The sequence below is a fragment of the Cyclobacterium jeungdonense genome, assembly GCF_010994275.1.
In the GTDB taxonomy this organism is placed as follows: domain Bacteria; phylum Bacteroidota; class Bacteroidia; order Cytophagales; family Cyclobacteriaceae; genus Cyclobacterium; species Cyclobacterium jeungdonense.
Map to the genome: position 1 here is coordinate 420,004 of NZ_WMCD01000002.1, position 24,740 is coordinate 444,743.

The 24,740-nt window shown below is 43.4% G+C and carries 17 protein-coding genes; 1 reads left to right on the forward strand and 16 read right to left on the reverse strand.

The window, feature by feature from the left end; all coding sequences use genetic code 11:
- Position 1 precedes the first annotated feature (1 nt).
- The 9 genes from nth to rhaM form a co-directional block, all read right to left on the reverse strand.
- Complete coding sequence (nth, locus tag GKS34_RS06815) at positions 2 to 691, reverse strand: endonuclease III (protein WP_163384058.1); 690 nt, start codon at positions 689 to 691, stop codon at positions 2 to 4.
- 127 nt (positions 692 to 818) lie between these two features.
- The gene (locus GKS34_RS06820) at positions 819 to 1,052 is read right to left on the reverse strand and encodes a hypothetical protein (protein ID WP_163384059.1); all 234 of its coding nucleotides are present in this window, start codon (positions 1,050 to 1,052) and stop codon (positions 819 to 821) included.
- Entirely contained in the window at positions 1,027 to 1,629 is a 603-nt protein-coding gene (locus GKS34_RS06825; RefSeq protein ID WP_162341327.1) for an RNA polymerase sigma factor, read from the reverse strand. Before GKS34_RS06825 ends, GKS34_RS06820 begins: the two co-directional genes overlap by 26 nt.
- A gap of 259 nt (positions 1,630 to 1,888) precedes the next feature.
- Positions 1,889 to 5,839 carry a hypothetical protein gene (locus GKS34_RS06830; protein WP_163384060.1) on the reverse strand — a complete coding sequence of 1,317 codons (3,951 nt, stop codon included), beginning with the start codon at positions 5,837 to 5,839 and terminating at the stop codon, positions 1,889 to 1,891.
- A gap of 156 nt (positions 5,840 to 5,995) precedes the next feature.
- On the reverse strand, positions 5,996 to 6,187 hold the full coding sequence (locus GKS34_RS06835; RefSeq protein ID WP_163384061.1) for a hypothetical protein: 192 nt from the start codon (positions 6,185 to 6,187) through the stop codon (positions 5,996 to 5,998).
- The gene (locus GKS34_RS06840; protein ID WP_163384062.1) at positions 6,184 to 7,572 is read right to left on the reverse strand and encodes a purine-cytosine permease family protein; all 1,389 of its coding nucleotides are present in this window, start codon (positions 7,570 to 7,572) and stop codon (positions 6,184 to 6,186) included. The genes GKS34_RS06835 and GKS34_RS06840 overlap by 4 nt, the downstream gene beginning before the upstream one ends.
- Positions 7,573 to 7,725: 153 nt before the next feature.
- Positions 7,726 to 8,775 (reverse strand): GntR family transcriptional regulator, encoded by a 1,050-nt coding sequence (locus tag GKS34_RS06845; protein ID WP_163384063.1) that lies wholly within the window; start codon positions 8,773 to 8,775, stop codon positions 7,726 to 7,728.
- A gap of 294 nt (positions 8,776 to 9,069) precedes the next feature.
- Positions 9,070 to 11,886, reverse strand: coding sequence for a glycosyl hydrolase (locus GKS34_RS06850; protein WP_240459218.1), 2,817 nt, complete (start codon positions 11,884 to 11,886; stop codon positions 9,070 to 9,072).
- Positions 11,887 to 11,909: 23 nt separating this feature from the next.
- Positions 11,910 to 12,224 (reverse strand): L-rhamnose mutarotase, encoded by a 315-nt coding sequence (rhaM, locus tag GKS34_RS06855; RefSeq protein WP_163384064.1) that lies wholly within the window; start codon positions 12,222 to 12,224, stop codon positions 11,910 to 11,912.
- A 152-nt stretch (positions 12,225 to 12,376) separates the two neighbouring features.
- Here rhaM and GKS34_RS06860 point away from each other — a divergent pair, with 152 nt between their 5' ends.
- The gene (locus GKS34_RS06860) at positions 12,377 to 12,874 is read left to right on the forward strand and encodes an FKBP-type peptidyl-prolyl cis-trans isomerase (protein WP_163384065.1); all 498 of its coding nucleotides are present in this window, start codon (positions 12,377 to 12,379) and stop codon (positions 12,872 to 12,874) included.
- A 1-nt stretch (position 12,875) separates the two neighbouring features.
- On the opposite strand, the gene GKS34_RS06865 is transcribed toward GKS34_RS06860, so the two are convergent.
- The 7 genes from GKS34_RS06865 to GKS34_RS06895 form a co-directional block, all read right to left on the reverse strand.
- Complete coding sequence (locus tag GKS34_RS06865) at positions 12,876 to 13,844, reverse strand: ABC transporter ATP-binding protein (protein WP_163384066.1); 969 nt, start codon at positions 13,842 to 13,844, stop codon at positions 12,876 to 12,878.
- Positions 13,841 to 14,191: an MmcQ/YjbR family DNA-binding protein gene (locus GKS34_RS06870; RefSeq protein ID WP_163384067.1), complete on the reverse strand. Its 351-nt coding sequence runs from the start codon at positions 14,189 to 14,191 to the stop codon at positions 13,841 to 13,843. The genes GKS34_RS06865 and GKS34_RS06870 overlap by 4 nt, the downstream gene beginning before the upstream one ends.
- Positions 14,191 to 14,382 (reverse strand): DUF6728 family protein, encoded by a 192-nt coding sequence (locus tag GKS34_RS06875; protein ID WP_394351321.1) that lies wholly within the window; start codon positions 14,380 to 14,382, stop codon positions 14,191 to 14,193. The genes GKS34_RS06870 and GKS34_RS06875 overlap by 1 nt, the downstream gene beginning before the upstream one ends.
- A 20-nt stretch (positions 14,383 to 14,402) precedes the next feature.
- Positions 14,403 to 16,397, reverse strand: coding sequence for a (E)-4-hydroxy-3-methylbut-2-enyl-diphosphate synthase (gene ispG, locus GKS34_RS06880; protein ID WP_163384068.1), 1,995 nt, complete (start codon positions 16,395 to 16,397; stop codon positions 14,403 to 14,405).
- A gap of 2 nt (positions 16,398 to 16,399) precedes the next feature.
- Positions 16,400 to 17,104, reverse strand: coding sequence for an SDR family oxidoreductase (locus GKS34_RS06885; protein WP_163384069.1), 705 nt, complete (start codon positions 17,102 to 17,104; stop codon positions 16,400 to 16,402).
- A 76-nt stretch (positions 17,105 to 17,180) separates the two neighbouring features.
- Positions 17,181 to 20,657 carry a DUF8818 domain-containing protein gene (locus tag GKS34_RS06890; RefSeq protein ID WP_163384070.1) on the reverse strand — a complete coding sequence of 1,159 codons (3,477 nt, stop codon included), beginning with the start codon at positions 20,655 to 20,657 and terminating at the stop codon, positions 17,181 to 17,183.
- Between the two features lie 56 nt (positions 20,658 to 20,713).
- Positions 20,714 to 24,424 carry a sensor histidine kinase gene (locus tag GKS34_RS06895; protein ID WP_163384071.1) on the reverse strand — a complete coding sequence of 1,237 codons (3,711 nt, stop codon included), beginning with the start codon at positions 24,422 to 24,424 and terminating at the stop codon, positions 20,714 to 20,716.
- Positions 24,425 to 24,740 lie beyond the last annotated feature (316 nt).

Below are 24,740 nucleotides of genomic sequence, written 5' to 3' on the forward strand. Positions count from 1 at the left end.
GCTATTTTTTTATGGGTTTGGAAACCGTGCCTGACTGCAAATCCAGCGTATCACCAAATTTTTCAAAATACCGGCAAAGGTGGGTAATAGAACATTCCTGACATTTGGGTTTTCTTGCCAGACAAATGTACCGCCCATGGAGGATCAGCCAATGATGGGCTTTATGGACCACTTCTTTTGGTAAGTGGCGAATGAGGTGTTTTTCTACTTCCAATGGGGTTTTGGCACTTTGCGGGACCAGTCCCAACCTTTTGGAAACTCGGAATACGTGGGTATCAACCGCCATGTTGGGTTGATTCCAAATGACGCTGGTAATCACATTGGCCGTTTTTCTCCCCACACCAGGAAGTTTAACCAGATCTTGTACCGTTTCCGGAACTTCCCCATTAAAATCTTCCACGAGCATTTTTCCCAGGCCCAGCAAGTGTCGGGTTTTATTATTGGGGTAAGAAACAGATCGAATATAGGGGAATAGCTGATCAAAATCGCTTGCGGCCAGGTGAGCCGGGGTGGGGAAGTCTCTGAAAAGGGCCGGCGTAACCATATTTATCCGCTTATCGGTACATTGAGCACTCAAAACCACCGCCAGCAGCAACTGAAAAGGCGTCTCGTACTGGAGCTCTGTTTCAGCCACGGGCATGTTTTCAGTGAAATGGTCGACAAAAGCCCGGTACCTATCCTTTTTTAACATGTTCGCTATCTTTCAAATTATTTTCGGCAGACAAGTAATTACACATACTGTCCGAAGAAAACGATAATACAAAAAAAATCCTACCGCTAAGCTATAGCGGTAGGAAAATGCATTTTTTTGGTTGGTGTTACACTTTTTCCAGTCCTCTGAACCGGGCCTTTTTCTTAATGGCATTAACAATTATTTCGGAGGGTTCCGTTAGGAGCTGATCTAAATTTTGAACGGTTTCCAGCAAGTCCATGTACTCCTGCATTAAAAAGGGCTGGTGTCTCAGGGCTTGCACCATTTCTTCACTCTCCTCCTCTGTCATTTCCTGATAGACGTATCGTATCAGGTCACTTTGGGTAAAAGATTTGGTCATAGGCGATATTTATTTGTTTGAGTTTTTTCCTTAAATTAATAAGAGCATAACGCATTCTGCCCAAGGCTGTATTAATACTTACACCTGTCTGTTCAGCAATCTCCTGAAAACTCAGGTCCATGTAGTGTCGCATAATCAATACCTGCTTCTGGCTTTCAGGAAGCTCGTCGATCAATTGTCTAACCAAGGCGTAGGTCTCGTCTTTAACCTTTAATTCCTCTACATTTTCTTCTGCAAAGTGCAAGGTGTTAAAAACATTTGACCCGTCTTCCATCACTACTGTGGGATGTCGCTTCATCTTCCTGAAATGGTCTATTGCCAAATTATGGGCAATTCGCATCAGCCAAGGTTGGAATTTCCCCTCTTCGTTATACCGATCAGAGTTGAGTGTCTGGACGACTTTTACAAATACGTCCTGCAATAAATCCTCAGCTACTCCCTGCTCCTTCACTATCATCAGAATGGTGGTGTAAACTTTGGTTTTGTACTTGTCTACTAATCTTTCGAATGCAACTTCGCTTCCATTCCTATATTGTGAGATTAACTCACTGTCTTTAGGTCCTACCCTTTTACTCATAAAACTGATATTTAGATAACGTAGAGTTTTATCCCATATTGTGGTGTTTAAGGTCAATAAATAAGTATCGCGTCATCAAATGTATAGAATAGGATAAAACAACGCAATCAATTTTGTATTTTTTTATGACAAATAGTATCGTCAAACCAATAGTTCAGAAGAATATACTTTTTGTGAAATTTTTAACCAAATACAATATGGAGGATTTTGCTCTTTTCCCGGATTAGATCAATAACAATACCACAATCGAAATAGAAGGTTATTGGTTTTCTATAGCTGGAGCTTTGGTAAATCCTTTTGCCAACAGACTGTAGAGGGTGCCCACTAAGCCCAATACGCCACTTATATACGCGGACGTTTCGTTAAGGATGGTAGGGTCGTAAAAGCTAATCAGAGCGACACTGAGTAACACAAAGCTGAAGACGGCTGCCTGTATCATTTTGGCGTTACCTGATTTTCTTTCGTCTTGTTTAAACCGTACCACATCCTGCTCGCTGGCAAAAAGGCAAACAAAATTTCTGAAACTATTAGAAAACAGGACCAGACGGTCTCTATCGGCATTCATCCTAATAATTCCTTTCTGAATCAAAGCAGTCATCGTTTCTTTATTGAAAAAATTAATAAAGCCTTCGGTAGCGTAGTTGTATACCATCTTTCGTTCCTTCAGGCTTAATTCCGCCCAAATATTCATGAAATAAGCTTTGTTGTACCGTTGAATGGAAAGAATGCATTTTTCGTACCTTTCCTTCGAGAGGCATTCATTCAAATCATCTCCGGACAATTCTTCGGTGATAAGGTTGGCAATTACCTCCGAATGAGGACTGCTGGCGATTTCAGCCGCTAGTTCTTGTGTTTTTTCATCGTTAAATAACCTGCTTTGCATTTTTCTTTTGAACGTCTCTTGTTCTCTTTCTTCCAATAACTCCCAATCCACTCCTAAGAAAGGAAGGGTAATGGATCGATTTTCAAAATCCAGGGAAACATATTGAAATAGGTATTCTGAAAAAATCTCGGTAATCAACAGCTGCTTCTGCTTGGGAGTGTCTTGAAGAACTATTTCCTGAAGTGGCTTACCGGAGGTTACAAATAAAAAGAGAGGCTTAGCTGAATCGTATTTTCCAAAGGCCAGCATGGCCTTAAGTACTCCCTCCGCACCATCCAGGCAATGAATATTTTCGAATACAACCGCTTGGTGCGAGCTTTCCAATTCCGGCATATTTGCCAAATCAGTTTCCGCATTTACCACCAGCATTTCCGAGGCTGTAATGCCGAATTGGCTGCTGATCCAGTGCCGGCTTTGGGCCGCATCTACTCCGATCACAAATGTCTTTCGTTGCTTTTTAGCCTTTTTGGGAAGTGCTGGCATGCCGTGGGTAAAATGGTAATCAATCAGGTATATTTTATTTCCCAGACGCATGATCATATGAAAAAGCCAGATAAGCACCGCGGCCAACGCCATTAAAATAGGGAGATTTCCTCTCACTATTTCTCCAAAGTTTTTCCCGGAAAAAAAATTTCCCAGATCAAAATTGGGAGGCAAATTAAAAGCTGCTATCATTACCTCATAAGGTGGCGCCACAAAATTCCGAATCAATTCATCTTCGTGATTGGAAAACCTACCAAAGTAAGTCCTCCTAAATTCTTCATGGATTTCTATCAGACCTAAGTAGAACTCACTTAAATCATCGACCTTTTCTTTTTTGACCAGTTCTTTTCGTTCCAAATTATCCCAAATAAATTTTTCCTGATTAAAAATCTGCCGGTGGATAAAATAACCCGGCAAAAATCCGATGATCATCAACCATAATAAAAAATTCAATGCAAAAACCCTTTTATCCACCTGCACACCGGTAAGTTTGTTCCAGAAATCACTAAGCCACTGGTGAATACGCTGTAGCCTGGTATTTTTAGTCCAGCTATCTGGTGAAAGTGAAGGAAGGTTATTTGTCCTGGACAAGTGCCAGCACAGTACCTGAAGCAAGCCCATTAATAAAAGAAAAAACAAGGTAAAATACAGGTAAATGGATTCGGATTGCATCCATGACAAATGGATCAACCCATAGGCAGCCAAAAGCCACAGTGAAACCGAAATGACGAGGAAAGCAGTACTGTTTTTTAATTGCCGATCTTTTTCAGTTGTGGAGAGTAGTAAGAAATTACAGGTGCCGGATTGAATGGCAAAAAGGACTGACCACAGGTAAATTTTAAAAATGCCCAAAGGCAAAAACAAATAGACTGCGACAAACAGTACCAAGTCCAAAAACAAAACACCATTTAACAAGAGAAAGCGGTTTCGCTTAGCCGAAGATGGGCTGTACCACTCAAAGGAAAAAGGTGTGTAAGCCAGGTAGATACTCGATTTGCTTGTCAGCAGCGTTAACAGTGCCAACAGTACTAACACCAACAAATAAGGTACAAAAACGGTGGATGCCTCTAATGAAGAAAGGGAATGCAGCGCATGCTGTAGGTTTTGGTTCTCGAGGTACAACACCCAGTTTTCTGAAACGAATTTCCCGGAGTTTATTCTGCTTAACAGTGCTTCGTATTCGAGACCGTTTACATAAATAGGCGTTTTCCAAACCTGCTTTTCATCGGCATGCTGATTATTAGCTATAAGGGTTTTGATCTCATCCCATTTTTCTTTTCCAATTCCCTCTTGAAGGTAATTGATCGGAATATTTACCTTTTGGCTTTTCAGAAGAACTTTCCCATCGGGTTTGAAAACAAAATATCGCTGGTTCTTACTTATTTTGGGGGCCAATGAATCCAACCGAAACGTCAAGGCGAACCCGGATTCCGCCGCCCTTTTACTAATTACCCCTTCCAGGTTTCCAGTGGATTTGGAAAAATGAGCACTGATAAAATGCTTCCCCGTATCTGCCGGCAACTCCTTTACATAGTCCCGGTTGGCGATCGACACGAAAGGGAAATCCCCGAAATCTATCGGACCATCAACCGAATTGGTGCCTGGAATAAGCATGGTTAGAATATTTCCAGAAGGGTCAAATTCTAAAAATTCATTGACATTTTTATCCGGGTTGAGGGAATCCATTCCAGTGCTGGAATTTAACTGCCCTTCCTTTAAGTCTTGGCTAAAACGATCCAGACTAAACGTCAGGCGATCAATTTGCCGGGTAAAAGCCGCTTTCAAATCATGAACGTATTGGTCTCCCGGAGAAATACTTCGGTAATTCTGAACCAGAGAAAAGGAAAAGAAGCCCAAAATCAGCATTACCAGAATTAAAGAAAGGCCTAAGCCTATCACTCGCTTTTTGGTGAGAATATCTCCGTTTCCCAGATTAAAAATACTGATAATGGGAATGGACACAAAAATCAATATCAACAAGGTGAGGAACGTACTGAGGAGCCTGAAGTCTATCCGAAGGGCTACCCGTTCGAATTGTGATTTTTCTTTAATCCCCAGTAAATAAAAAACCTTATTCCCTATCAATGCAGGTGACAAAAACCCCTGGAAGTCAGTCCCTGATAACTGCAGGTTCAGTTTTCGCTCTCCCACCGAATGCAAGCCCCCCAGTGTGTCCGTAGGGATAACTGGCAGTCCCGCCATATCCCTGGGGTAAATGGCCGTACCCGAGCTATCCAAAACAAACAAGCGATCAAAAAACATACTTTGAATATTATTTTCCATCAAGGTATGAATAGGTACTACATGATCCACTTCAAATGCCCGACCAGACCCGGGATCCGGTGCCAGGGTAATCCCCAGGTTTTCGCGAATCTTTCGGATCAGTTCCCCTTGGTTTAACTCCGGTAACTTTCCAGACTTAGTCGTATCATCCAACGAAAAACGAAACCCATTAACTTCTATTAAATAAAGGGAATCCTTTTTTCTCAGAGAGATTCCCTGTTGGTCCAGGACCGATTGATCAAAGGAGGGCCTGGCCTCAAACACTTCAATGGTTTTAATACCAAATTTTGGAGCACGGTCAATCATTTTCACCATTCGGGCAGCTGCATCCTCGGCTCCTCCACCGGCCCATGTATAGAAATTTCGTTTAAAATAGCCTTCCAACTGCACGTGGTAATTGTAAAAAGCATCTACGAAATTTTGCTTAGCCAGGAAAATAGCTTTGATCCCTTGGGATTCCAGTTGTTTTTGATTGGTCTTGGAATGTTGGTAGAGGTAGGCGCCAATCAGCAACATCCCGCCAAAAATTAAAATCCAGATGCGTAAATCCTTGAATTTCATGGTGGTGAAGCCCTATTTTTGGTAAGGAATCAAGTTAATGAAATCGACGTACAATTAAAATTTTTATTTTGGAATGTAAAAAATCAGCTGGTCCTCATCTTGATTCATCCGGATTACCTACTATCTATTTTCAAAAAATCACCTTATGCTCGCCATTTATTCCTGACTTGCATCCTCCTGCCCATTGTTCATCCAGGAAGGTGCCGTCACAAACCATAGGATTGTCCCAAACAGCATGAGCTGTTTACAAGTATCTGGGTTCATTTCAGCGGAAAACACCAAAATTGCCGGGACAATATTCAGCCCGAGGCCAATAAAAGAAAGAAGTTTTATTATAAGTTTTTTCATTTTCTTTGGGTGATTTTACTGGCAATGACATATACCAAAACGGCCACAAACCATCCTGGCAATCCAAGGAAGAAGATTTCCACCCCTACCATCAGGTTTAGTAGCAAACAAAAGGCCAGCGTAACCAACCAGGTGATGGCTACTGCGCTGTTCAGACTTTTACCACTAGCCTGGGCATAGTTGGATTTAAGTCCCATTTTTTCCAGCAGGTACACATCGATAAATATGACGGCCCCAACAGGCATCAGGATGAGTCCATAGAGAGCCACAAACTCCAGCAGCATCATAACTAATGCCGGAAAACAGGCAGCAATAGTGGTAAATAAGCCTACAAATAAGGTAACTTTCCAGGTTTTCCAACGTGGATTGATGGATTGAATGGCTAATCCTGCCCTGTACAGCGTGGGATTCGCAGTAGTCCACCCTGCGACCACCACACAAATGGCTCCCGCAACCCCCACTGCACTGTAGGCTATGGGTCCAGGAGCAAACGTAAGACTCCCTTCGGACTCAATCAAAAACAAGGAGTACAATATACCTGACGCTATCCAGGCTATAAAATGCCCCAGAAAAACTCCTGTAGCCGAGGAGAAACCATATTGCCATTTTTTGGCGTAGCGTAATAAGGAAAGATCTGCCATCCCTATGTGCATGGCCATATTACAAAACCAGGCAAAGAATAAAATATGCCAGAATCCAAACTTACTTTGACCTTCCAGCGGGACCCCTGTCCAAATGGTGCTCTCTGCCACTGACCAAAACGAACCCGCATCGGTCACTCCCAAACGGGGTAACACAGCCAGTGCGGCAGCAATGAATACCATGATCATCCAGGGAGCTGCTACCATGGCAAATTTAGACACCTGATCAAAGCCAAACATGGCGATGATGGTGGTGATGGTTCCTACTGCAAAAACCGTAAGTACCCATCCCAGGTTATTGGGGTAAATATCGGTCAATTGAGGCATGGCCATGTCAAATGGAATCCCCACCGCTGTTGCAGCAACAGCTATCATGGATCCGGCTAAAAAGCAAAACAGCCCCGCATTTACCAGGTTATATAAAAAGGTAAACCTTTTCCCAGCAATTTTTTCCAACAAATAATAAAGTGTGACCCTGGTTTTTACTGCTATTTTTGCCGTCAAAAATGCCCAGCTTAACACGGCCAGGATATTTCCCAAAATTAATCCTGTAACCAAATCAATGGCACTGGCACCATGTGCCACAAACAAGGGCCCGATTACAAATTCAGTACCCGCCGTATGTTCCCCGGCATAGGTCCCCAGGAAACTCCTCCACCCCTTTAATCTATTACCGGGGATGGCTTCCTGTTCGTATTCATTGACCGAATTTAACCGGTCTACCAGACTTCTATTTTTTTCCATAGGACTTGGTTACTCAGGAATTAAAAAGCTTCCTGCTCTTACACTGTTTGTATGTTGGTTAGAAATAAAATTCGGCCTGCAAACAATCAAACGGTGGTATGGTGAATGTGATTTTAATTTGAACTTTCAACAAAATCGGGATTTGAGCCAGTTTCAAATCGATCCTCGGTTTATAAATTTGAAAACATTTTTTACGGATTCCTTTTTGTTCTTTTTTATCATATATGCCGCGGTCTCACCCATCAGCCTAAAATCTGTTGATATGACAGTAATGCCCAAAAGCTCCTTCAGGGGGGTGTCGTTGTAAGAAATGATACCGATATCTTTTCCCAGCTCAAAGTCCTGTTCGCGCACTTGCTTTACCAGGTTTACCAAATCGTTTTCCTCGATCACGATAAAAGCATCCTTAACCCTCAATTCCATTTCGGCGTAAACGGTTTCCAGAATTTCAAAGTCAAAATCAAAATCCCTGCAGAATTTTTTAAAGCCTTCCATGATTTCTCTGGGGTAGGGATACACCGTATTGGTTGGGTATACCAGCATGAGCTTTTCGTAATGCTGCAATTGAAAAATCGCTTCACAAAGGGCATTGTAAATGTCGTTTTTGAAATCTTGATAAATGGCCGACACCTTGTCTCCAAGTTGAGGGATTTGATTGTCCATCACAATCAATTTATCAGAAGGAATTTTTTTAAGGCACTTCATTACCTCGGAATCCAGATTGTAATGACCTCGGTTTTCATCTTTGAAATGGGGCATGAGTACGTAATAATCGTAGCCACCCCGGTTTTCATTTAGAATATTCATTAGCAACTTGGGATCGCAGTGGTAAATATTTAAATCCACCTGAGCATCCGCACCCATGCTGTCTATGAAAGAATTGTAGGTTTTAAGCTTGTAGTTACTGAGTTTATTAAGTAAAAACAATATTCTCACCTTTGATGTGGAAATATTCTTGGCTACGTAATACCCCTTACCCTTTACGGAAAGAATAATCTTTTTTTCCTTCAATTGATTGTAAGCCTTTTCCACCGTATCCCTGGAAAGGTAATGTTCTTCACTTATTTCGTTGATGGAAGGAATTTTATCTCCGACCTGCAACTGGCACCCTTCTATATCTTCAATAATGGAGTTGACAATTTGCTGGTATTTGGGAATTCGGGAATTCTCATCAAGGCGTATAAGGGTCTTAACTTCAATCATGGGTTCAGGTTATTTTAAGCAGCTATTGTCCTTCACTTCTCAAATTAAGTACATTTAAAATTAATTAAATATTCCTCAATAGTAATATTTAATCTGTTTATAATTTTTTTCAGCGTTCATAACTTGTCCCGCACCGAAGGTCGGGATAGCCTGTCCCGATACTAAATCGGGAGAATCTCGCATGCGTTATAATCATCCCACTGTGTGTCGATATTGTCATGCCTGTCTGTCGCAGGTGGGCTCAATTTCATCTTATTTAATTGAATTTGGTAATCCATACAACTACTATTTCTATCAAGGGTGAATTTCGATGCTGACCGGACCAACAAGTCCGGAAGGCATGACCCCCCAACCGGAGGCATCAAAGGGACCGTAATCGATGTTTACAAAATTGATTTCATGGTAATTTCGCCAGGTAATCCCCTGCTGATCCAGGTAACGGATGCGGTTGGCCATGAGATTGGCTACCTCTATCCTGATTTCATTGGTCCCATTTTGAAGGTGTTCGCTGACGTCCAGCTTATACGGTATGCCAAAAGCAAACCCTACTTCCTGTTCGTTGATCCATACTCGCGCACTTTCCAATACCTTACCCAAGTTCAGTACGTATTTTGCCCCTTGAATCAGGCTGAGTTCAAAATTGGTTTCGTATAAGGCCTGCCCCGAAAAATGCAGGACTTCTTCATCCTGCAAGCTGGTCCAGGGCTGAATTTCTTCCAGTTGCTGCGACTCCGGAAGTGTGGGACCGCCTGCTTTAAAGGTTAGTATCCAGGGACCATTTACCGGTTTAAGTTCAGGGTCAGAATGGCTGTATTTCCATTCAGGTATGTCTTCGACACCTTGCTGCAGCAAATGAATAACCAGGGATTTCCCCGGTTCAAGATATATCCTCACTGCAAATTCCCCATTTTCCACTCTACTTTGAGCCAGCCCTACCTTTCCCTGTTCGGGATCCATAAGTACCGCCGCATTCCCTTCGTGTTTAAGTGGAATATGGGTATTCACTGCAGAAGCTGAATGGTTGACCAGGTAATAGTACCGCTCCCCATTAAGGTTTCGGCGAATATATTGAAGCCCTTCATCCACGAGCATTTCTCTTTCTATTCCTGCCAATTCCATTGCTTGAAGCAGGTTTTCCGATAGGATTACCTGTCCGCTTCCGAGTTTTGCTATTTTTGCAGCGGCAGTTGCTTCAAATGTTAACGTCTCCCATAATGAATCCAACGATGCCCTTCTGGAAGTGAAATCCTTAAAACCGGGAACATCTGTTGGGACCTGCTGAAAAACTACTTTTGCCCCTTCTTCTGCCAAAGATAGGATGCTTTCCAGAGTAGTTACGGGCATATACGTAAGCTTTGGCACCACCAAAACCTGAGACCTATACTTTCCATTGGCTGATAAAAGTTGACCATCTGAAACCTGTAAATTCTGAATCAAGGCATCAGACACAAAATCCAAACCGAATCCATTTTCCATCAACATCTTAGAGCCTTTGTAGAAAGGAGTGGGATGCAACCACTCATCAATACCATGTACGGTCAACATCTTGGATAAGCCTTCCGGATCTGCCCACACATCGTACACCGGCCAGTACATGAGCAGCTCGTTATCGGGCGTTCCGGATTGCAACACCGACTGAACCCGCTGTATATAACTATTGAAACCCTTAAAATGCGGCCAGAGGCTGTTATGGGTATTCAGGTTTAACGAAGCATAAAACAACCACCCGGGAAAATCCACCTCCTGCGGAGAGTAGGTTACACCATGGTAAAACATATGGTTGATTCCCGCCAGAAAGGCTTGCTCCAACTCGGGCTTTGCCTGGGAGAAAGCAGACTTAAAATGCTCTCCCAACCAGGTAAAGGTTTCGGTGGAAACCAGGTTATTTCCGGTCAAATGAGCAGCAGAAGAGGCAAACTTAAGCATGATAGGATCCGGATCTACGTTCCGGATATCAGCACTATCTCTCCGAATACCAGGAATGGGAAAATAGCTGGAACCAAAGGTTTCACCCTCGGGAATGTCTACCCGCGCATACAGGTCCAGTAGGTTTCCGGGTGAACCGTGCGCCTGATTTTTAGTTAGTTTGCCATGGCTATTAGCCCAATCGGTCCATTGACCGGTGAAGTTCTCCAAAAGCATGTCGTTAATTGTCTCCCGGTAATCGGATTTTAACCGGCTACTGAATTCATTCGATTCCTCAGTCAGTAATTCCGGCAAATGATTCCGCAGGTCGTATCCTCTCTTTTCCAGAAAATACTGAAAAAAATTCTCCGTAAAATCAGCCCCATACACTTCAAAACTATCGTTATAAAACGCCCTTATCCCGGGAAAATTTTCCTTGAAGGCTTCTTCAAAATGCGAGAGGTAATTCTTGACGGATTCTTTGGAATAATGGTCCAGGGTAAAGCCCTGCCCTCCAGGTGCCGCTCTTTTGACCATCTGACCAGTTTGTGCCTTGAATACCGCCACCAGGTCCCAATTTCCGGAAGCATTCCAGGATAAGTTTCCGGAATCGTCAATTTGGCTGGTAAGGTTTACCGGAGTCTCATTTTCGCTAAAAGCCATTACCGTGTGCAGCCCGTACTCAAATCGGGTCGCGCGGGTGTTTTCTAGTAGGATGGGCCTGTCCAATCCTTCTTCCTCAGAATAGGTATGCTGTTGCATCACCATTCGCTGGGCAGCCATTTCCGGATTGACCATCGGTCCGCCAAAGGGCCAACCCGTTCCCTGCGTCAGGTCTATGCCCATGTTTAGGCTATCCGCTGTAGCCACTGTATGGTGAAGCATCTCCTTCCACTCCGGAGAAAGATAGGTTAAAAAACGATCTTCAAACCCTTTCGCCCCATAAATCGGGGCAATTTCCAACCCACCCAGACCAGCCGCTTCATAAGCTTGAAGCAAGCCAGTCAGGTTTTCTTTATCCAAGGCATTGCCCATCCACCACCATCGTGTCCAGGGTTTTGAGCTGCGGGTCACTTCCGGCCATTCTCCAGCCTTTAAGATTGGCGTAAACGATTCTTCCTGCCTACAGCCAGAAAGGCTAATTAGAAAAGCCAAAAAAACCAGAGAAAAAAGGCTAAATCGTAACGTTTTGTATCGGTTCATCATAAGTGAGTGGGTTCGCTTACATCTTATAAACTAAAGACCTTTTGGAGAGGCTGGACTTTTGGGGATAGGTCTTCGTTGGTTTCCATCAGATCGGCCATATAGGCCCACCACCTGCGCATAATAGCATTTTCCGGAAGGCTGTCGGGCTTGGATTTCTCTTCTTTCAAATTTTGGAAAGCAAAAAGGGTGTGACTGCTTTGGTCGAGAAAAATATGGTATTCCGCTATCCCTGCTTCCCGCAAAAGGGAAGCCAATTCCGGCCAGATCTCCCGATGTCTCCGTTCGTACTCCGCTTCGTTTCCCGGAATCAATTTCATGGTAAAAGCTACCTGCTTCATAGGCTATTTGGATGTGTTGGATGGATTAAAGGTAAAATTAACGCTTAAAATAAGCAAAACATTTGGAAAAACTTGTCCGGGCTTTCCTGTTGGCAGAGATAGATTTTAATTCCGCTCAATATACCTTACCTTTGCACCCTTAAATTATGCGTATGAAAATCAATGAAAATACCGTCGTAGGGCTTACTTACGAATTAAAAGTGACCAATGATGCTTCTGAGGATCCTCCCTTTAGCGTGGAGGTAAGAGATGAAACGGATCCGTTTTACTTTCTTTTTGGCAACAGTGGCCTGCCCGAAGCTTTCGAAAAAAAATTAAAAGAAAAAACCATCGGAGATACCTTTCAATTTGTGCTGGAAGTAGCCGAAGCCTATGGAAAAGCGGACGATGAGTTGATCGTGTCGGTTCCCAAAGAGCAGTTTAACACCGAAAGAGGATTTCAAGAGGAGATGCTGCAGGAGGGAAATTTCCTTCCGCTAGTAGATGAAGACGGGTATCCCATGCAGGCTAAAATCGTAAAAGACCTGGGAGAAGAGTTGCTGTTGGATTTTAATCATCCGCTAACCGGCATGAACCTGCATTTTGAAGGGGAAGTCTTTGAAGTACGGGAAGCAACGGGCAAAGAACGGGAAGAAGGCTTTATGGTCTAGTTTATTCAGGTAAATGAAGCTCCCGGGCTTCATTCCAAGTCAACTGAACCGTATCTCCCTTCGAGAGACCCCGCTCCGGAAAGGCTACCTGCCATGCTTGCTCCGCTCCATCGATTTGAATGCTTAGTAAATCAAATTCCGGAAAGTACCGGTTCATCAGTACTTTTCCGGTTAATTTTCCAATTCCTTTTTTCAACTGAATGTCTGCAGGACGAAGGAATTGGCTTTCTTTCCCTGGTAGGGCATTCAGTGGCCCAAAAAAACCTGCAACGTAGGCGGACTTCGGATCCTGATGAATGTCGCTGATTTTTCCCTTGGTGACCAGCTTTCCCCCGCTGGAAAACACACAAAGCTTCTCCGTGAGCAATAAGGCATCCTGAATATCATGAGTTACCATCAGTAAGGTAAGCTCCAATTCCTGAAAAATTAGGTTGAGTTCGTCTAGCAAATCTCTTTTTTGCATACTGTCCAGGGAGTTAAACGGCTCGTCCAGCAATAATACCTCCGGCTCCAGGCTCATGGCGCGTGCGATGGCTACTTTTTGCTGTTCTCCTCCGGACAATTGCCGTGGGTAAGCTTCCCGCTTTCTTTCCAGGCCAAACAGCTTCAATAGATTGTCCAGTCTTTCCCTGGCGTACTCTTTATCGTATTGTAATAGGGGACGGGTGATATTTTCAGCTACAGTGGAATGAGGGAAGAGCCCATTGTCTTGTTTTACCAATTGTATGGCATCGTAGCCGGCTACCAGCTTTTCCTGGGAATTTAATATCTTTTCTCCGTCCAGGTGCACCTCACCCGTATCCTGAACTTCCAATCCCGCAATTAACCTTAGCAGAGTGCTTTTTCCACTGCCGCTGGAACCAATAATAGCCCAGCGTTCTCCTTTACCTATCTCAAGAGTTACATCCTGCAAGGCATGCACTTCTCCAGGGTAGGTTTTGCCCAAGCCATTGATGCTCAAAAATGTCATCGGGAAAGTAGTTCTCTTATCTTTTTGGGAAGGCCCGCATAGACAAGCTCATACGAATGATCTACCAATTCCAAAATTAGGGGGTCAGCAATGGACCCGTCAAAGGAAACGGTGTTCCAATGTTTTTTATTCATGTGATAGCCGGGCTGAATCCCTTCGTATTGCTCCCGGAGTAGCACTGCTCTTTCCGGATCGCATTTCAGATTTGCACTTTCAAACAACTCGATATCGATGATCGCAAAAATTTTACCCCCCACTTGAAAACAAAGGGTGTTTTCATCAAAAGGAGTGGATTCAGTAGTGCCTTTCTTCTTGAGACAATAGCTTCTGAAAAAATCAATTTTCATTAATACATGATCCTTTTGAAAATCCAGAAAATAAGCGCAGCGAGAAATACCACAATGGATATTTTGTTGATGCCATGCATCATGCGCAGATTGAAATTGCTTTTCTTGTTGGGATCCGGCTTTTTAAAAACCCGGATGAAATAGTTTCCTACCTCTCCTACCTCAAAGAACTCCTTTAACTTATTGGACATGATTTTATTGGTTTTAGTAGTTAATGATGGAGGTCGCTGGTTTCCGGTTCAATCCATTGTCCATCCTGCCGGATGATTTCTATCAGCTCATCTACTGCCCTTTCGGAGGGGACGGAGCGTTTGACAACTTCTTTACCCTTATATAACGTGATCTTACCTTTTCCGGATCCTACGTAGCCGTAATCTGCATCCGCCATCTCCCCGGGACCGTTCACAATGCAACCCATTATCCCTATTTTGACACCTTTTAGGTGGTCGGTTCTTTTCCGAATCAATGCCGTCGTTTCCTGCAGATCAAACAAGGTTCGCCCGCAAGAGGGGCAAGAAATGTATTCGGTTTTGGACATTCGCGTTCTGGCTGCCTGGAGAACACCAAAACTGACGGAATTGTGCAATTTAATCTGATCCAGCAAGACTTGCCGCTGTCCTATTTTCAATCGATCCAGCCCGATCATGATGCCATCACCAAGACCGTCAATTAGCAAGCCCCCCACATCCGTAGCTGCAAAAAGCATTGTTTTTTCGGTGTCTTCATCCGTGTAGCTTACCTTGGGCACCACGGGCAGCTGAATACCTGCCTCTATCAGCGACACGAAGGCCCGTCTCAACGCCTGCATTTGATGGATTTTATCCGTAGACAAAACAACGACCACCGGCATTTCATCTGAAAGCAGGGGTATTGCTTCCTCCACATGCTCACAGGGTAAAAAAAGGAAATTTACACTGGGGTGAAGCTCCTGACTGGATTTCAGGGTATCAAGCGAGATGGCCGGACAACTGTTTTTTCTGTCCGAATGAGATTTCCAGACGCCGTGATCAATAATTTCTTTTACCCCGTTAGGAAGCATAAAGGGGACTGGAGAGGTGCCCGAATACAGGTAATCACAGCCCTGGTCGTTCATTTTCCATTTATCCGGTTCCGGCAAATAGAAATGGCCGGTACCTTTCAGCTCTTTGGGCTCCAAGAGATTCACCTTAGAAATATCGGTAATTACCCTGGGCACATTTCCACTTCCAAAATTCCCCACCTCTACTGTTTTTCTTTTGGTATAGCTAAAAGGATCCAAGGGATACGAATCCAGCCTTGGAATGCCTGATTTTTCGGGGCGATGTGTGTACCGATCGATCAGTGTTTTGACTACCGGGGACTCAAACTCCGGATCCTCGGTAAGGGAAACCCGAACCGTATCTCCAAGTCCGTCTTCCAGCAAGGCACCAATGCCGACCGCTGATTTTACCCGTCCATCTTCTCCATCTCCCGCTTCGGTGACTCCCAAATGTAGCGGGTAGGGTTTAAATCCTCCCTCGTCCAGCTTTTGAACCAGCAGGCGGTAAGCCTGAACCATTACCTGGGTATTGGAGGATTTCATGGAAATGACAATGTCATGGTAATTTTCATCCTCACAAATCCGTAAAAATTCAAGTGCTGACTCCACCATACCTAACGGTGTATCCCCGTAGCGACTCATAATTCGATCCGAGAGGGAACCGTGATTAGTTCCGATACGCATGGCAGTACCATTAGCCTTGCAGATTTTCACCAAGGGCAGAAACCGCTCCCGAATCCGATCCAGTTCGGCCTGGTAGGTGATATCGGTATATTCCAGCGTTTCAAATTTCTTTTTGTCGGCATAATTACCTGGATTTACCCGAACTTTTTCCACGATTTGGGCGGCAACTTCCGCGGCATTTGGGGTAAAATGGATGTCTGCCACTATCGGGGTACGGTAACCCCGCTTTCTGAGTCCTTCTTTAATTTTTCTTAGGTTTTCTGCTTCTTTGATACTGGGAGCAGTGATTCTCACCAATTCGCAGCCACTTTCGATCATTCGAATGGATTGCTCGATGGATCCTTTTGTATCCATGGTATCCACCGTGGTCATGGATTGAACTACGATGGGATTATCCCCTCCGATAATCAGATCACCCACTTTTACAGGGATGGTTTTCCTTCTGGAATAATCGGTAAGGCTATTGCAATAGCTGTTCTTTTCTTCGATGGTTTTCAGTTCCATAATTATATATCACCTAATTGTGGCCGGATCACTATCTCTTCAACAACAGAACGGGGAGAAAGGTTATAGGCAGACCACACTGCTTCTGCCACGTCACTGGCTTTTATAAACCGATCCTCGGGCAAATCCACCCCTTCCCAACTCGCCGTATACGTAGCTCCAGGCAAAACGGAAGTTACCCGAATTCCATGAGGCATGAGCTCCTGGCGCAAACATTTGGTAAATCCCAGCATGGCCCATTTGGAAACCGCATAGCTTCCGCCATTGGCATAAGCCGTGAGGCCCGCGATGCTACCGATGGAGAAAATGTGCCCGCTTTTTCGCTTAATAAACTCATCCGTAAAGGCTCTTGTAAGATAGTAAGTGCTGAATAAATTCGTATGCATCGTTTTCTCGAAGTTCTCTTCTGGCTCCTCGTGAAGGCTTCCGGGAATAAAAATACCGGTATTATTGACCAAAACATCGGGAACCGTGGATTTTTTTACGAAGGCAGCAAATGCCTTGGCCTCATCCTTTTGGGATAAATCGGCTTCCATCACATTCACTTCGGCTTTCGGGTAAAGGCCTTCGACCTGCTCCTTCAAGGCATTCAGTTCGCTGCTGTTCCTGCTACAAGTAAATATGGTAAAGCCTTCGGTTGCAAATCGATGGATAATGGCCTTCCCAATCCCCTTGGTACCACCCGTAACCAAAATACTTTTTGACATTAGTTTGTGTTTTAATTATTAGTATGACAACCAAATAATCGATACAAAGTTACATTTTTTCCCGCGCTATGCCTAATCAGAATAAGGCTGAGACCTGCATGCGACCGGTATGCACCAATCGTTCGAGTCCCTGAGAATTTCTTCCTTCATAAATCGTATTTAATTGAAGCCCTTCTCCAATTTTTTGAAGCCAATTAATGCTCCATACGGTATTGTTTCCCGGAGTAAGGGCTTGCAGCATTTCGTATCCGGTCGGGCTGTTTACCTTCCCGTTGTAGTCGATGTAGGTGTAGGCCACCTGCGCATTAAGGGTGGTTTTAATGGCCTTTGCTATCCGGATATTAAAGGTGCCTTCATGAATCCTGGCTTTTTCCTCAAATTCCACATTGGCGAGGTTTTCCTTGCTTGTCATCCGGTATTTGAAAGACGCCCTGAACGCAGGAGAGGGCTGTAAGTTAATTTCTGGCCCCATTGTATGCTGGTAAATGGTGTAATCGCGGTTATCTAGAAAATCCGAGGCCGAATTTCTGAAACCCCGGTTCCAATACATCAGCAGATTCCATTGGGAATTTAACGAATACCTGGCATTTACCCGCCAATCATCCTGGGAAAATTCCTCAAATCCTCCGGTAAGCAACTGCTTTTGATGGGAATTGAAAAAGGACACATCCAAACCATAAACTGCAGAGGACCGATTAAAAAACAGAGAAGAACGGAAAGTCTGGCGCAGTGATATCAAAGAAGTATCGTTAGCATTGGCTAGTAAAGGACTGATGCGTTGGTAAAAATCCCTGGAAGTGATCTTCTTTTCCACATTCCAGTTGGTTTGATTTGAAAAACGGGACAGCCATTTTTTCAATCGTCCTTCCTCTTTCCAATCGGAAGGAAATTTCGCATTCAGCCGGTAATTAAATAATGTGGTATATGCCTGAACGTATTCATCGGTGGGTACAAACAGTTTGATATAATTTTTTTCTTCCGGGTTGATGGCCAGGTAAAACTCATTTAACTGCTGCACACCGTCTTCATTATCATCCCGCCAGGTGTGGGTTCCTTCGCCGGTAGGCACAGGTAGAAATACAAATTCCCTTCTCAATTCCCGTCCATTTCCCAGCGCGTAGATAAATTCGTTATTCAGATTCTGGTCAAATAAGGAACTCCGGTAATCCAGCTTTCCCATTACGGTGGTTTCCTCTTGCTGCTTCCTGTTCAGAAAAGCCAACTCCCGATAGGTAAATGAACCTTTGAGCGTGTGCGCACCAAAGGTTCCTCTCAGCCCGTAGGCATTCACAAAAGCCCGGGTATCCGGAACCAACTCACCCTCGCTAACGGCTTTATCTTCCCGTACACTCGCTGTAGCATAGGCATGAAATTTCAAACTGTCATTCGTATGCAGGGATACCTCATGTTCCTTAAAATTCATCGCCGTTCGGATTACCTGTTCGTTTTGAGGACTCGAAACCTCGTTGCGATCAATCTGGAATCGGTAGCCCGGCACCAAAAAACGGGAGCGGTACTTCAGTTCACCCTGATAACGCAACCAATCTGAGTTTAGGGATCGAACATCACTTCTCAGCCGAAAAAAGTCATTAATGAGGAACCACCTGTTTTTGAAACTATGGTAAAATTCAGCTTTTTGCTGCATTCCTGATAACACACCCCTCCGCTCACGGAGATCCAGGCTGTAGGCGATCCGGTTGTTCGCGTCTTTCGCCAGCTCTACTTTTGCCTGAAAGAGTTTTTCGGATGCATCGGGAGGATTCTCCTCGGACCTAAGCCCCCAGTCTCTGTCAAACTCAATATACCGCAACCGATCGATAAAGGAAAAATGGGTAGAATTGTATTCCACGATCGTTTGTCCGTTAAACCGATAACCTTTCAGGGAAGAAACCAATCTTCCCTCAGAAATCAATCCCGCCTTCAGGCCGTATCCTTTATTATCATCGTTATCCAGTGGAGAAAAGAGGTTTTCATCCTGGTTGGACAGGGCTACTTCTGAAAAAACTTTTTCGTACTCGCCCAGTCGTATTTCTGTTCCGGCAGTTACCATTTGTTTTTGGTTGGGGGCAGGCAAGGGACTGCGGATCGAAAAATTACCCTGCGGGACCCCATTCACTGGGGGAACAAACTCGTAAACGATGCCGTTTGCCAATTGCTTTTCTCTTCGGTAATGCCCGTTTCCCACACCAGTTTCAGAAAACCCAATGGCAAAAAAAGCTTCGTCCGGATCGGTACTATAGGCATAATAGCTAAAAGGATCTCCGCTCTCATTTACTTCGATCACTTTTTTATATAAAACACGATTAGGGTCAAAAGGAATACTATCGATCCGGGGAATGGTAGCAGCGGAAAGATCGTCCCCTGCCGTTGCCAGCAGCCCCTTGTCGGCATCAGAAAACTCCATGAAAAGAGGGCGGTTCCGATCATCTTTTTCCCTGTAATAATTAAAATATACCAATACATTTTCATTTTGCTGCTGATGATTGGCTGTTAATATGGATCTGGAAAAGTTTCTTTCCGAATATTCAAAGTCCACCCGAACCCTGGAATACTGTGTAATCAAAACATCCGGTGTAAACGTAATTTCCCCCTGATTGTAATCAATGGTGTAATCGTTATTGAACCCTCTTCTAAGCTGTTTACCATCCAAAAACACTTTTTCAGAGTTGGCCATGATGATTACAAAGCGCTCATTACCGGGCCCTCTCACGCGATAGGGACCGGAAACCCCCTCCAAAACATCGAGAATCACCGAAGCAAATTTGCCTTTAGCTATGGCAGCCCCGGTCTGCGTGGATGCCTTCCAATTGGGCCCCAGCTCATAGTCAGTGCTAAACTGAAGTCCCTGCACATTTTTATAATACCGTAGGAATTCCGACTTCCGCTGCTTCAAGATGACATCTCCACCAGCGAGGCTGAATTGCTCATTGTAAAGCTCTATCAGCACATTATCAAAATCCTGAATCTGCTGGGTGTTTCCCTCCGGCTGAAAAGGGACATTCTGATCCGTAATACTAGCCCGGATTTGTAAATTGTCCGTCAGTTCTCCGTCCATCTGAAGATTCAGGGCTGAATTGACAAAGACGTTTTGGGTGTTTCCAAACGATATCCCTCTGCTAAGGCTACCAGATTGATTGAGCTTATTGGAGGAAAATACTTCCTCTTTAAAATCCATAATGGGTTTTTTATCCGGGGGGCTGTCTTTGAAATAGGCCAGGGAATCGTAATCGTTGGCCAGCGAGCGGTTTTGATACGTTTTGTGAAATGAAAAAGGCAGCGGATCGTAACAAACTAACAGGGAATCGGGCAACGATTCATTGCCGTTTCCAAAATTAATTTTCCCCGTCTGGATTTGGTAGTTGTAGGGTATTGGTTTTCCCCCAGGATCAACAACCCGGATGGTCAAGGGACGAACGCTCATGGAATCCAATATGATTTCGCCGGAATTCCTATTTGGTTTAATCCACTTGCAGGTTTCCTGTGGGGATTGGGCCATCGCAGCTATCCCAAAAAACACCGTTAACACAGCTAAAAAAAACTTCACCAACCCCATAACACTGACGATTACCGGCCACTAAAGTAACAAATTCCGATGGATAAATTGAGCTCTTATCCGATAAGGGGAAAAAGCAAGTAAAATACAGTGCCTGAGTTCTTTGAAGTTCTGAACCAGATTTTTCCTCCTGCCGTCTCCACGCCACGTTTGGCAATGGCCAGACCCAGACCGGATCCATCGCTTTTAGTACTAAAATTGGGAAGAAATACCTTTTCTTTCAAGTCGTCGTCTATACCTTTTCCATTATCTTTAATGGCTAACTGGATCATTCCTTCCTTTTCGTATCTAAGACGGATCTGGATCACTGGCTTTTTCCCCTCAGGTACTGCTTGTATACCGTTAATAATTAGATTGGATATCACGCGCCCATAGAGCTTTTCATCCCCCATAATTTTAGACGAACCGCCCTGCGGAATATCGTCATCAAATTCCAGGTGCAGGTCCTCCCGGGTACAAAACAAGGAAACGCATTCGTTAACCACGGCCCGAAAATCCAGCTCCTGATTTTGGGGAAGCGGCATTTTGGCAAAGGTAGAGAAGGAGCTGGCAATTTCACTTAATGTATCCACCTGGTGGATAATGGATAAAATCGGCTTTTCCAAGGCATCTTTTTGATCTAGTTTGTTTTCCGCTTTCAAGCGCAATAAGTGCTGCAAGGTCAATTTCATCGGGGTAAGTGGGTTTTTAATTTCATGGGCCACTTGCTTGGCCATTTCCCGCCATGCAGATTCCTTTTCATTGGAGGCCAACACCTTCTTACTCGCTTCCAATTTAAACAACATGTTATTGTATTCGTTTACCAGCATCCCAATTTCATCTTTTGAGGGCCAAACCATGTATTCGTTGTTTTCCAGGTCGGTATCTTTCAGTTTTTGAGTCAGCAATTTAAAAGGGTGCGTCAGGTGTCGCGACACGAAATAGGAGATGATTAGAAAAATCAAAAACATAAGCACAAAAATCACCAAAATATTACTAAACACTTCAGTAATCATGGCGTTTAATTCCTCTTCTGCTTCAAAGAAAGGGATGGCAATGATGGCTTGCAACTGTTGATTTTCACCATTCTTCAACGCCAGATACACCGTCTTAAACTGCATGTTTCCAACGTTTTCGGTTTGCAGTAGCCTGTTTTCCTGTTTTTCAATCACTGCTTCATAAGCACGGGGATGAAGGTATCGTGTCAGAATTTTCTTATCAAAAATAGCAGGTTGGTTAGTGGCCGTAAGCAGCCCATTTGGCAAATAAAGATTGATATCCGCATCCGTAGCATTTGCAAGGGAATACAATTCATCGTTGATTTCATCCCGATTCAGACCAGAAAATTGGTTTCCTCCCAGGTTACGGTCTAAATTATCCCGAATAATCCCTGCCTTTTGAAAGTATTGTCTGTGTAAATCTTGGGTATACGAATGACTCAAAAACCCCACGGCTATGACACTGATGATCAGCATGGGGATGAAAAAAGCGAAATTAAGATATAACTGTAGTTTGGTGGCGTAATTAAAGCGTATTGGATTAACTCCAGTCAAAGCCAGGAAAATGCAAATAGTAATTAAGGTTAATATCAGGTAACTGACAAAGAAAAAGGCCATGTCACCCAAAATATAATTTTCAGGATATTGCGGAGAGGATATGACAATGACTTTTTCATTGTATTTCACCCCAAAATGATGGTATTTGTTTTGAATTATCCCTTCGGTGAAAAGATCAGGGTCCGTTAGTATTTCATCCATCGCTGAGCTTCGATAGCTATAGACCCCTGAACTGTAATCTAAAATCCCTTCGTCAAAAATTGCAAAGTCAAAATTTGTTTCAATATAATTGGAGGCATATTTATTATCCATTAATAATTTGGGAAAGGCTTTTCCCGATTCCAGGCGCTGTTGATTCAATTCGATGACAATGGTGCCCAGAAAATTATCCCCCCTGTGAATTTTAATAAATGCCACCAGTCGGTTTCCAGTATTGGTTTCTGTGGTTTTCACATAATAAAGGTTGTGTACCTGGGTCGCATAATCGCTATTCATGTACTTGTTCTTGTACTCATCCAGACTGGGGCTTTCCACCCCATCCAGAATCGGCTGACCGACTTGATTGAAGACCGATATTTTTTGATTGTACTGGTCAAAATACCCGGATAGGTAGATTTTCTTTAGTTTTCTTTCAATAAGATCCTTAGAAAGTAATGGGTCGGAGATCCTGTTTTTGATAAACAAATCCTCCTCAATGCGGTTCATGATCTCTTCCAGCAAAAATTCGCCCATCACATCCCTGTCCAGCATGATGGTGGTGGCAAATTTCTGTTTGGATCTGGTTTGATCATTCCGGAAGTGTTGGTAAGATGCAGTACTCGTAATAATCGCTCCTACCAAACAGGCAAAAAAGAATGTCAGAAAGGTGTTAAATTCCAATTTAAAAATCTTGTTATATAACCGAAAAGTGACAATAGCGATTAACAAAATCAAATGGGCCAGGAAAGACACCAACCAAATAAAATTTACAAAAAATAACAGTACGATCAGTGGGAAAGCGAAAAGCACCAATACTTTTAACGGAAAAAACACCGGGTCTGAACGTTTGTACAATACCATATTCAACCCGATGATGGAGAATAACAGGTAAGCGGCTCCTCCCAGAAAGACGACGAAAAGGCTTATGGCCTTCAGGTAATCAAATGTCGGAATGGCGGCAATATTCAGGTTCCACTGTGCATTTTCAACGATGTTTACATAAAGAAAGAAAAAAAGACACATCAGAAAGGTAGAAAGGAGGTATGCCGCCAGTAGTTGGATTCCGTAGGCATACTTTTTTCTGAACTGAATAAATCGAAAAAGCACCCGTTTGCTACCCAATATCGCAATCACCATACTCAAAACGACCAGGTAGCAAATCACATTTAGCAGCAAATCTCCCAGGCTCGGATTGAGTTTGGAAGACGCATAAAGACTGGGGTCAAAAATGCCTGCTTGGAAAAAATCATTTGGAAAATTAAATGCGAGCATCAATATCCGAATGCAACCTAAAATCAAAAAAGTATAAAAAGTAGCAATAACCTTTTGCCCTTTGGTCCAGAGCGTATAGACAAAGTCCCCACCAATAATTAATACGAGCCCCAAAAGGGAAAAGAAGAAAACCAGCAGGGTGTGGTTAGTGGACTTGCTAGCCATATCGTATCCAACCCGAAAAAAAATAGAGAACAGGTATTCATCTTCGACATAAACCTGTTGGTACCCTTCCTTAGGCTTATTAGAAAGAACAAACCGGTCATTACCGAAGGTTTGCTCATTAAATCCTCCTGGAAGGTATTCATTCTCAATGTTCAATTTATGTACCAGCGGATATACATGGAGTAGCCAGTATCCCTTATTATTTCGATTAAAATGCCAGAGTTTGGCGAAATAAATCCCCCGTTCATTGTCTATCAACTGGTACTTTTTTGAGAAATTCAGACTCTCAAAACGGGGTACCATTTCTATATCCGACCAATACTGAAGCGCTCCTCCTTCTGTAAAAATATAAAAGGGATGATGGTGAGAAATATTAAGAGAGGAAAAAGAAAGCTCATCATTGGGCGGATTGGCTGATATGAGTTGAATATAATCTTCGTCAAAATCCTGTATTACTTCGGCCATTTGGGCTTCCAGCCGGGAAGTATAAAGGGTCGCATCCTGATCTTTATCGCTCCAGAGAAAAAAATTCAGGGATAAAACGATCCCTAACAGGAAAATAAAAACTACTAATAGTATCCTTCTTTTTTTTAGCATCGCGATTTGGGCAATCAGTAAAGCTAGGAGCTACCAAGCAAAATCTGTTCTATATTTCAAAAAAACCACCCGCCAGAAAAAAATCAGTGCAATATGCTTTAGAAGCATTCTAAAATAGCTGGAATAACTTTCGGTGTTAATAGGTTAGTTTTTTCTTTCTTCTTGCCTTCTTATACCAAAAAAAACCAATAATAGATAATAGAAGGTACGGGGCAAGAAATAAATAAAGAATACCCAAATTCAAGCCAGCCCCCACTGTGGTATCACCATTGCTTACGTTATTTTCTATAGTGGCCCGACACATGGCACATTGGGC

Bases quoted from the DNA above. Each gene is read 5' to 3' on its own strand.
- nth (WP_163384058.1), bottom strand. From the start codon at position 691: ATGTTAAAAAAGGATAGGTACCGGGCTTTTGTCGACCATTTCACTGAA.
- GKS34_RS06820 (WP_163384059.1), bottom strand. From the start codon at position 1,052: ATGACCAAATCTTTTACCCAAAGTGACCTGATACGATACGTCTATCAG.
- GKS34_RS06825 (WP_162341327.1), bottom strand. From the start codon at position 1,629: ATGAGTAAAAGGGTAGGACCTAAAGACAGTGAGTTAATCTCACAATAT.
- GKS34_RS06830 (WP_163384060.1), bottom strand. From the start codon at position 5,839: ATGAAATTCAAGGATTTACGCATCTGGATTTTAATTTTTGGCGGGATG.
- GKS34_RS06835 (WP_163384061.1), bottom strand. From the start codon at position 6,187: ATGAAAAAACTTATAATAAAACTTCTTTCTTTTATTGGCCTCGGGCTG.
- GKS34_RS06840 (WP_163384062.1), bottom strand. From the start codon at position 7,572: ATGGAAAAAAATAGAAGTCTGGTAGACCGGTTAAATTCGGTCAATGAA.
- GKS34_RS06845 (WP_163384063.1), bottom strand. From the start codon at position 8,775: ATGATTGAAGTTAAGACCCTTATACGCCTTGATGAGAATTCCCGAATT.
- GKS34_RS06850 (WP_240459218.1), bottom strand. From the start codon at position 11,886: ATGATGAACCGATACAAAACGTTACGATTTAGCCTTTTTTCTCTGGTT.
- rhaM (WP_163384064.1), bottom strand. From the start codon at position 12,224: ATGAAGCAGGTAGCTTTTACCATGAAATTGATTCCGGGAAACGAAGCG.
- GKS34_RS06860 (WP_163384065.1), top strand. From the start codon at position 12,377: ATGAAAATCAATGAAAATACCGTCGTAGGGCTTACTTACGAATTAAAA.
- GKS34_RS06865 (WP_163384066.1), bottom strand. From the start codon at position 13,844: ATGACATTTTTGAGCATCAATGGCTTGGGCAAAACCTACCCTGGAGAA.
- GKS34_RS06870 (WP_163384067.1), bottom strand. From the start codon at position 14,191: ATGAAAATTGATTTTTTCAGAAGCTATTGTCTCAAGAAGAAAGGCACT.
- GKS34_RS06875 (WP_394351321.1), bottom strand. From the start codon at position 14,382: ATGTCCAATAAGTTAAAGGAGTTCTTTGAGGTAGGAGAGGTAGGAAAC.
- ispG (WP_163384068.1), bottom strand. From the start codon at position 16,397: ATGGAACTGAAAACCATCGAAGAAAAGAACAGCTATTGCAATAGCCTT.
- GKS34_RS06885 (WP_163384069.1), bottom strand. From the start codon at position 17,104: ATGTCAAAAAGTATTTTGGTTACGGGTGGTACCAAGGGGATTGGGAAG.
- GKS34_RS06890 (WP_163384070.1), bottom strand. From the start codon at position 20,657: ATGGGGTTGGTGAAGTTTTTTTTAGCTGTGTTAACGGTGTTTTTTGGG.
- GKS34_RS06895 (WP_163384071.1), bottom strand. From the start codon at position 24,424: ATGCTAAAAAAAAGAAGGATACTATTAGTAGTTTTTATTTTCCTGTTA.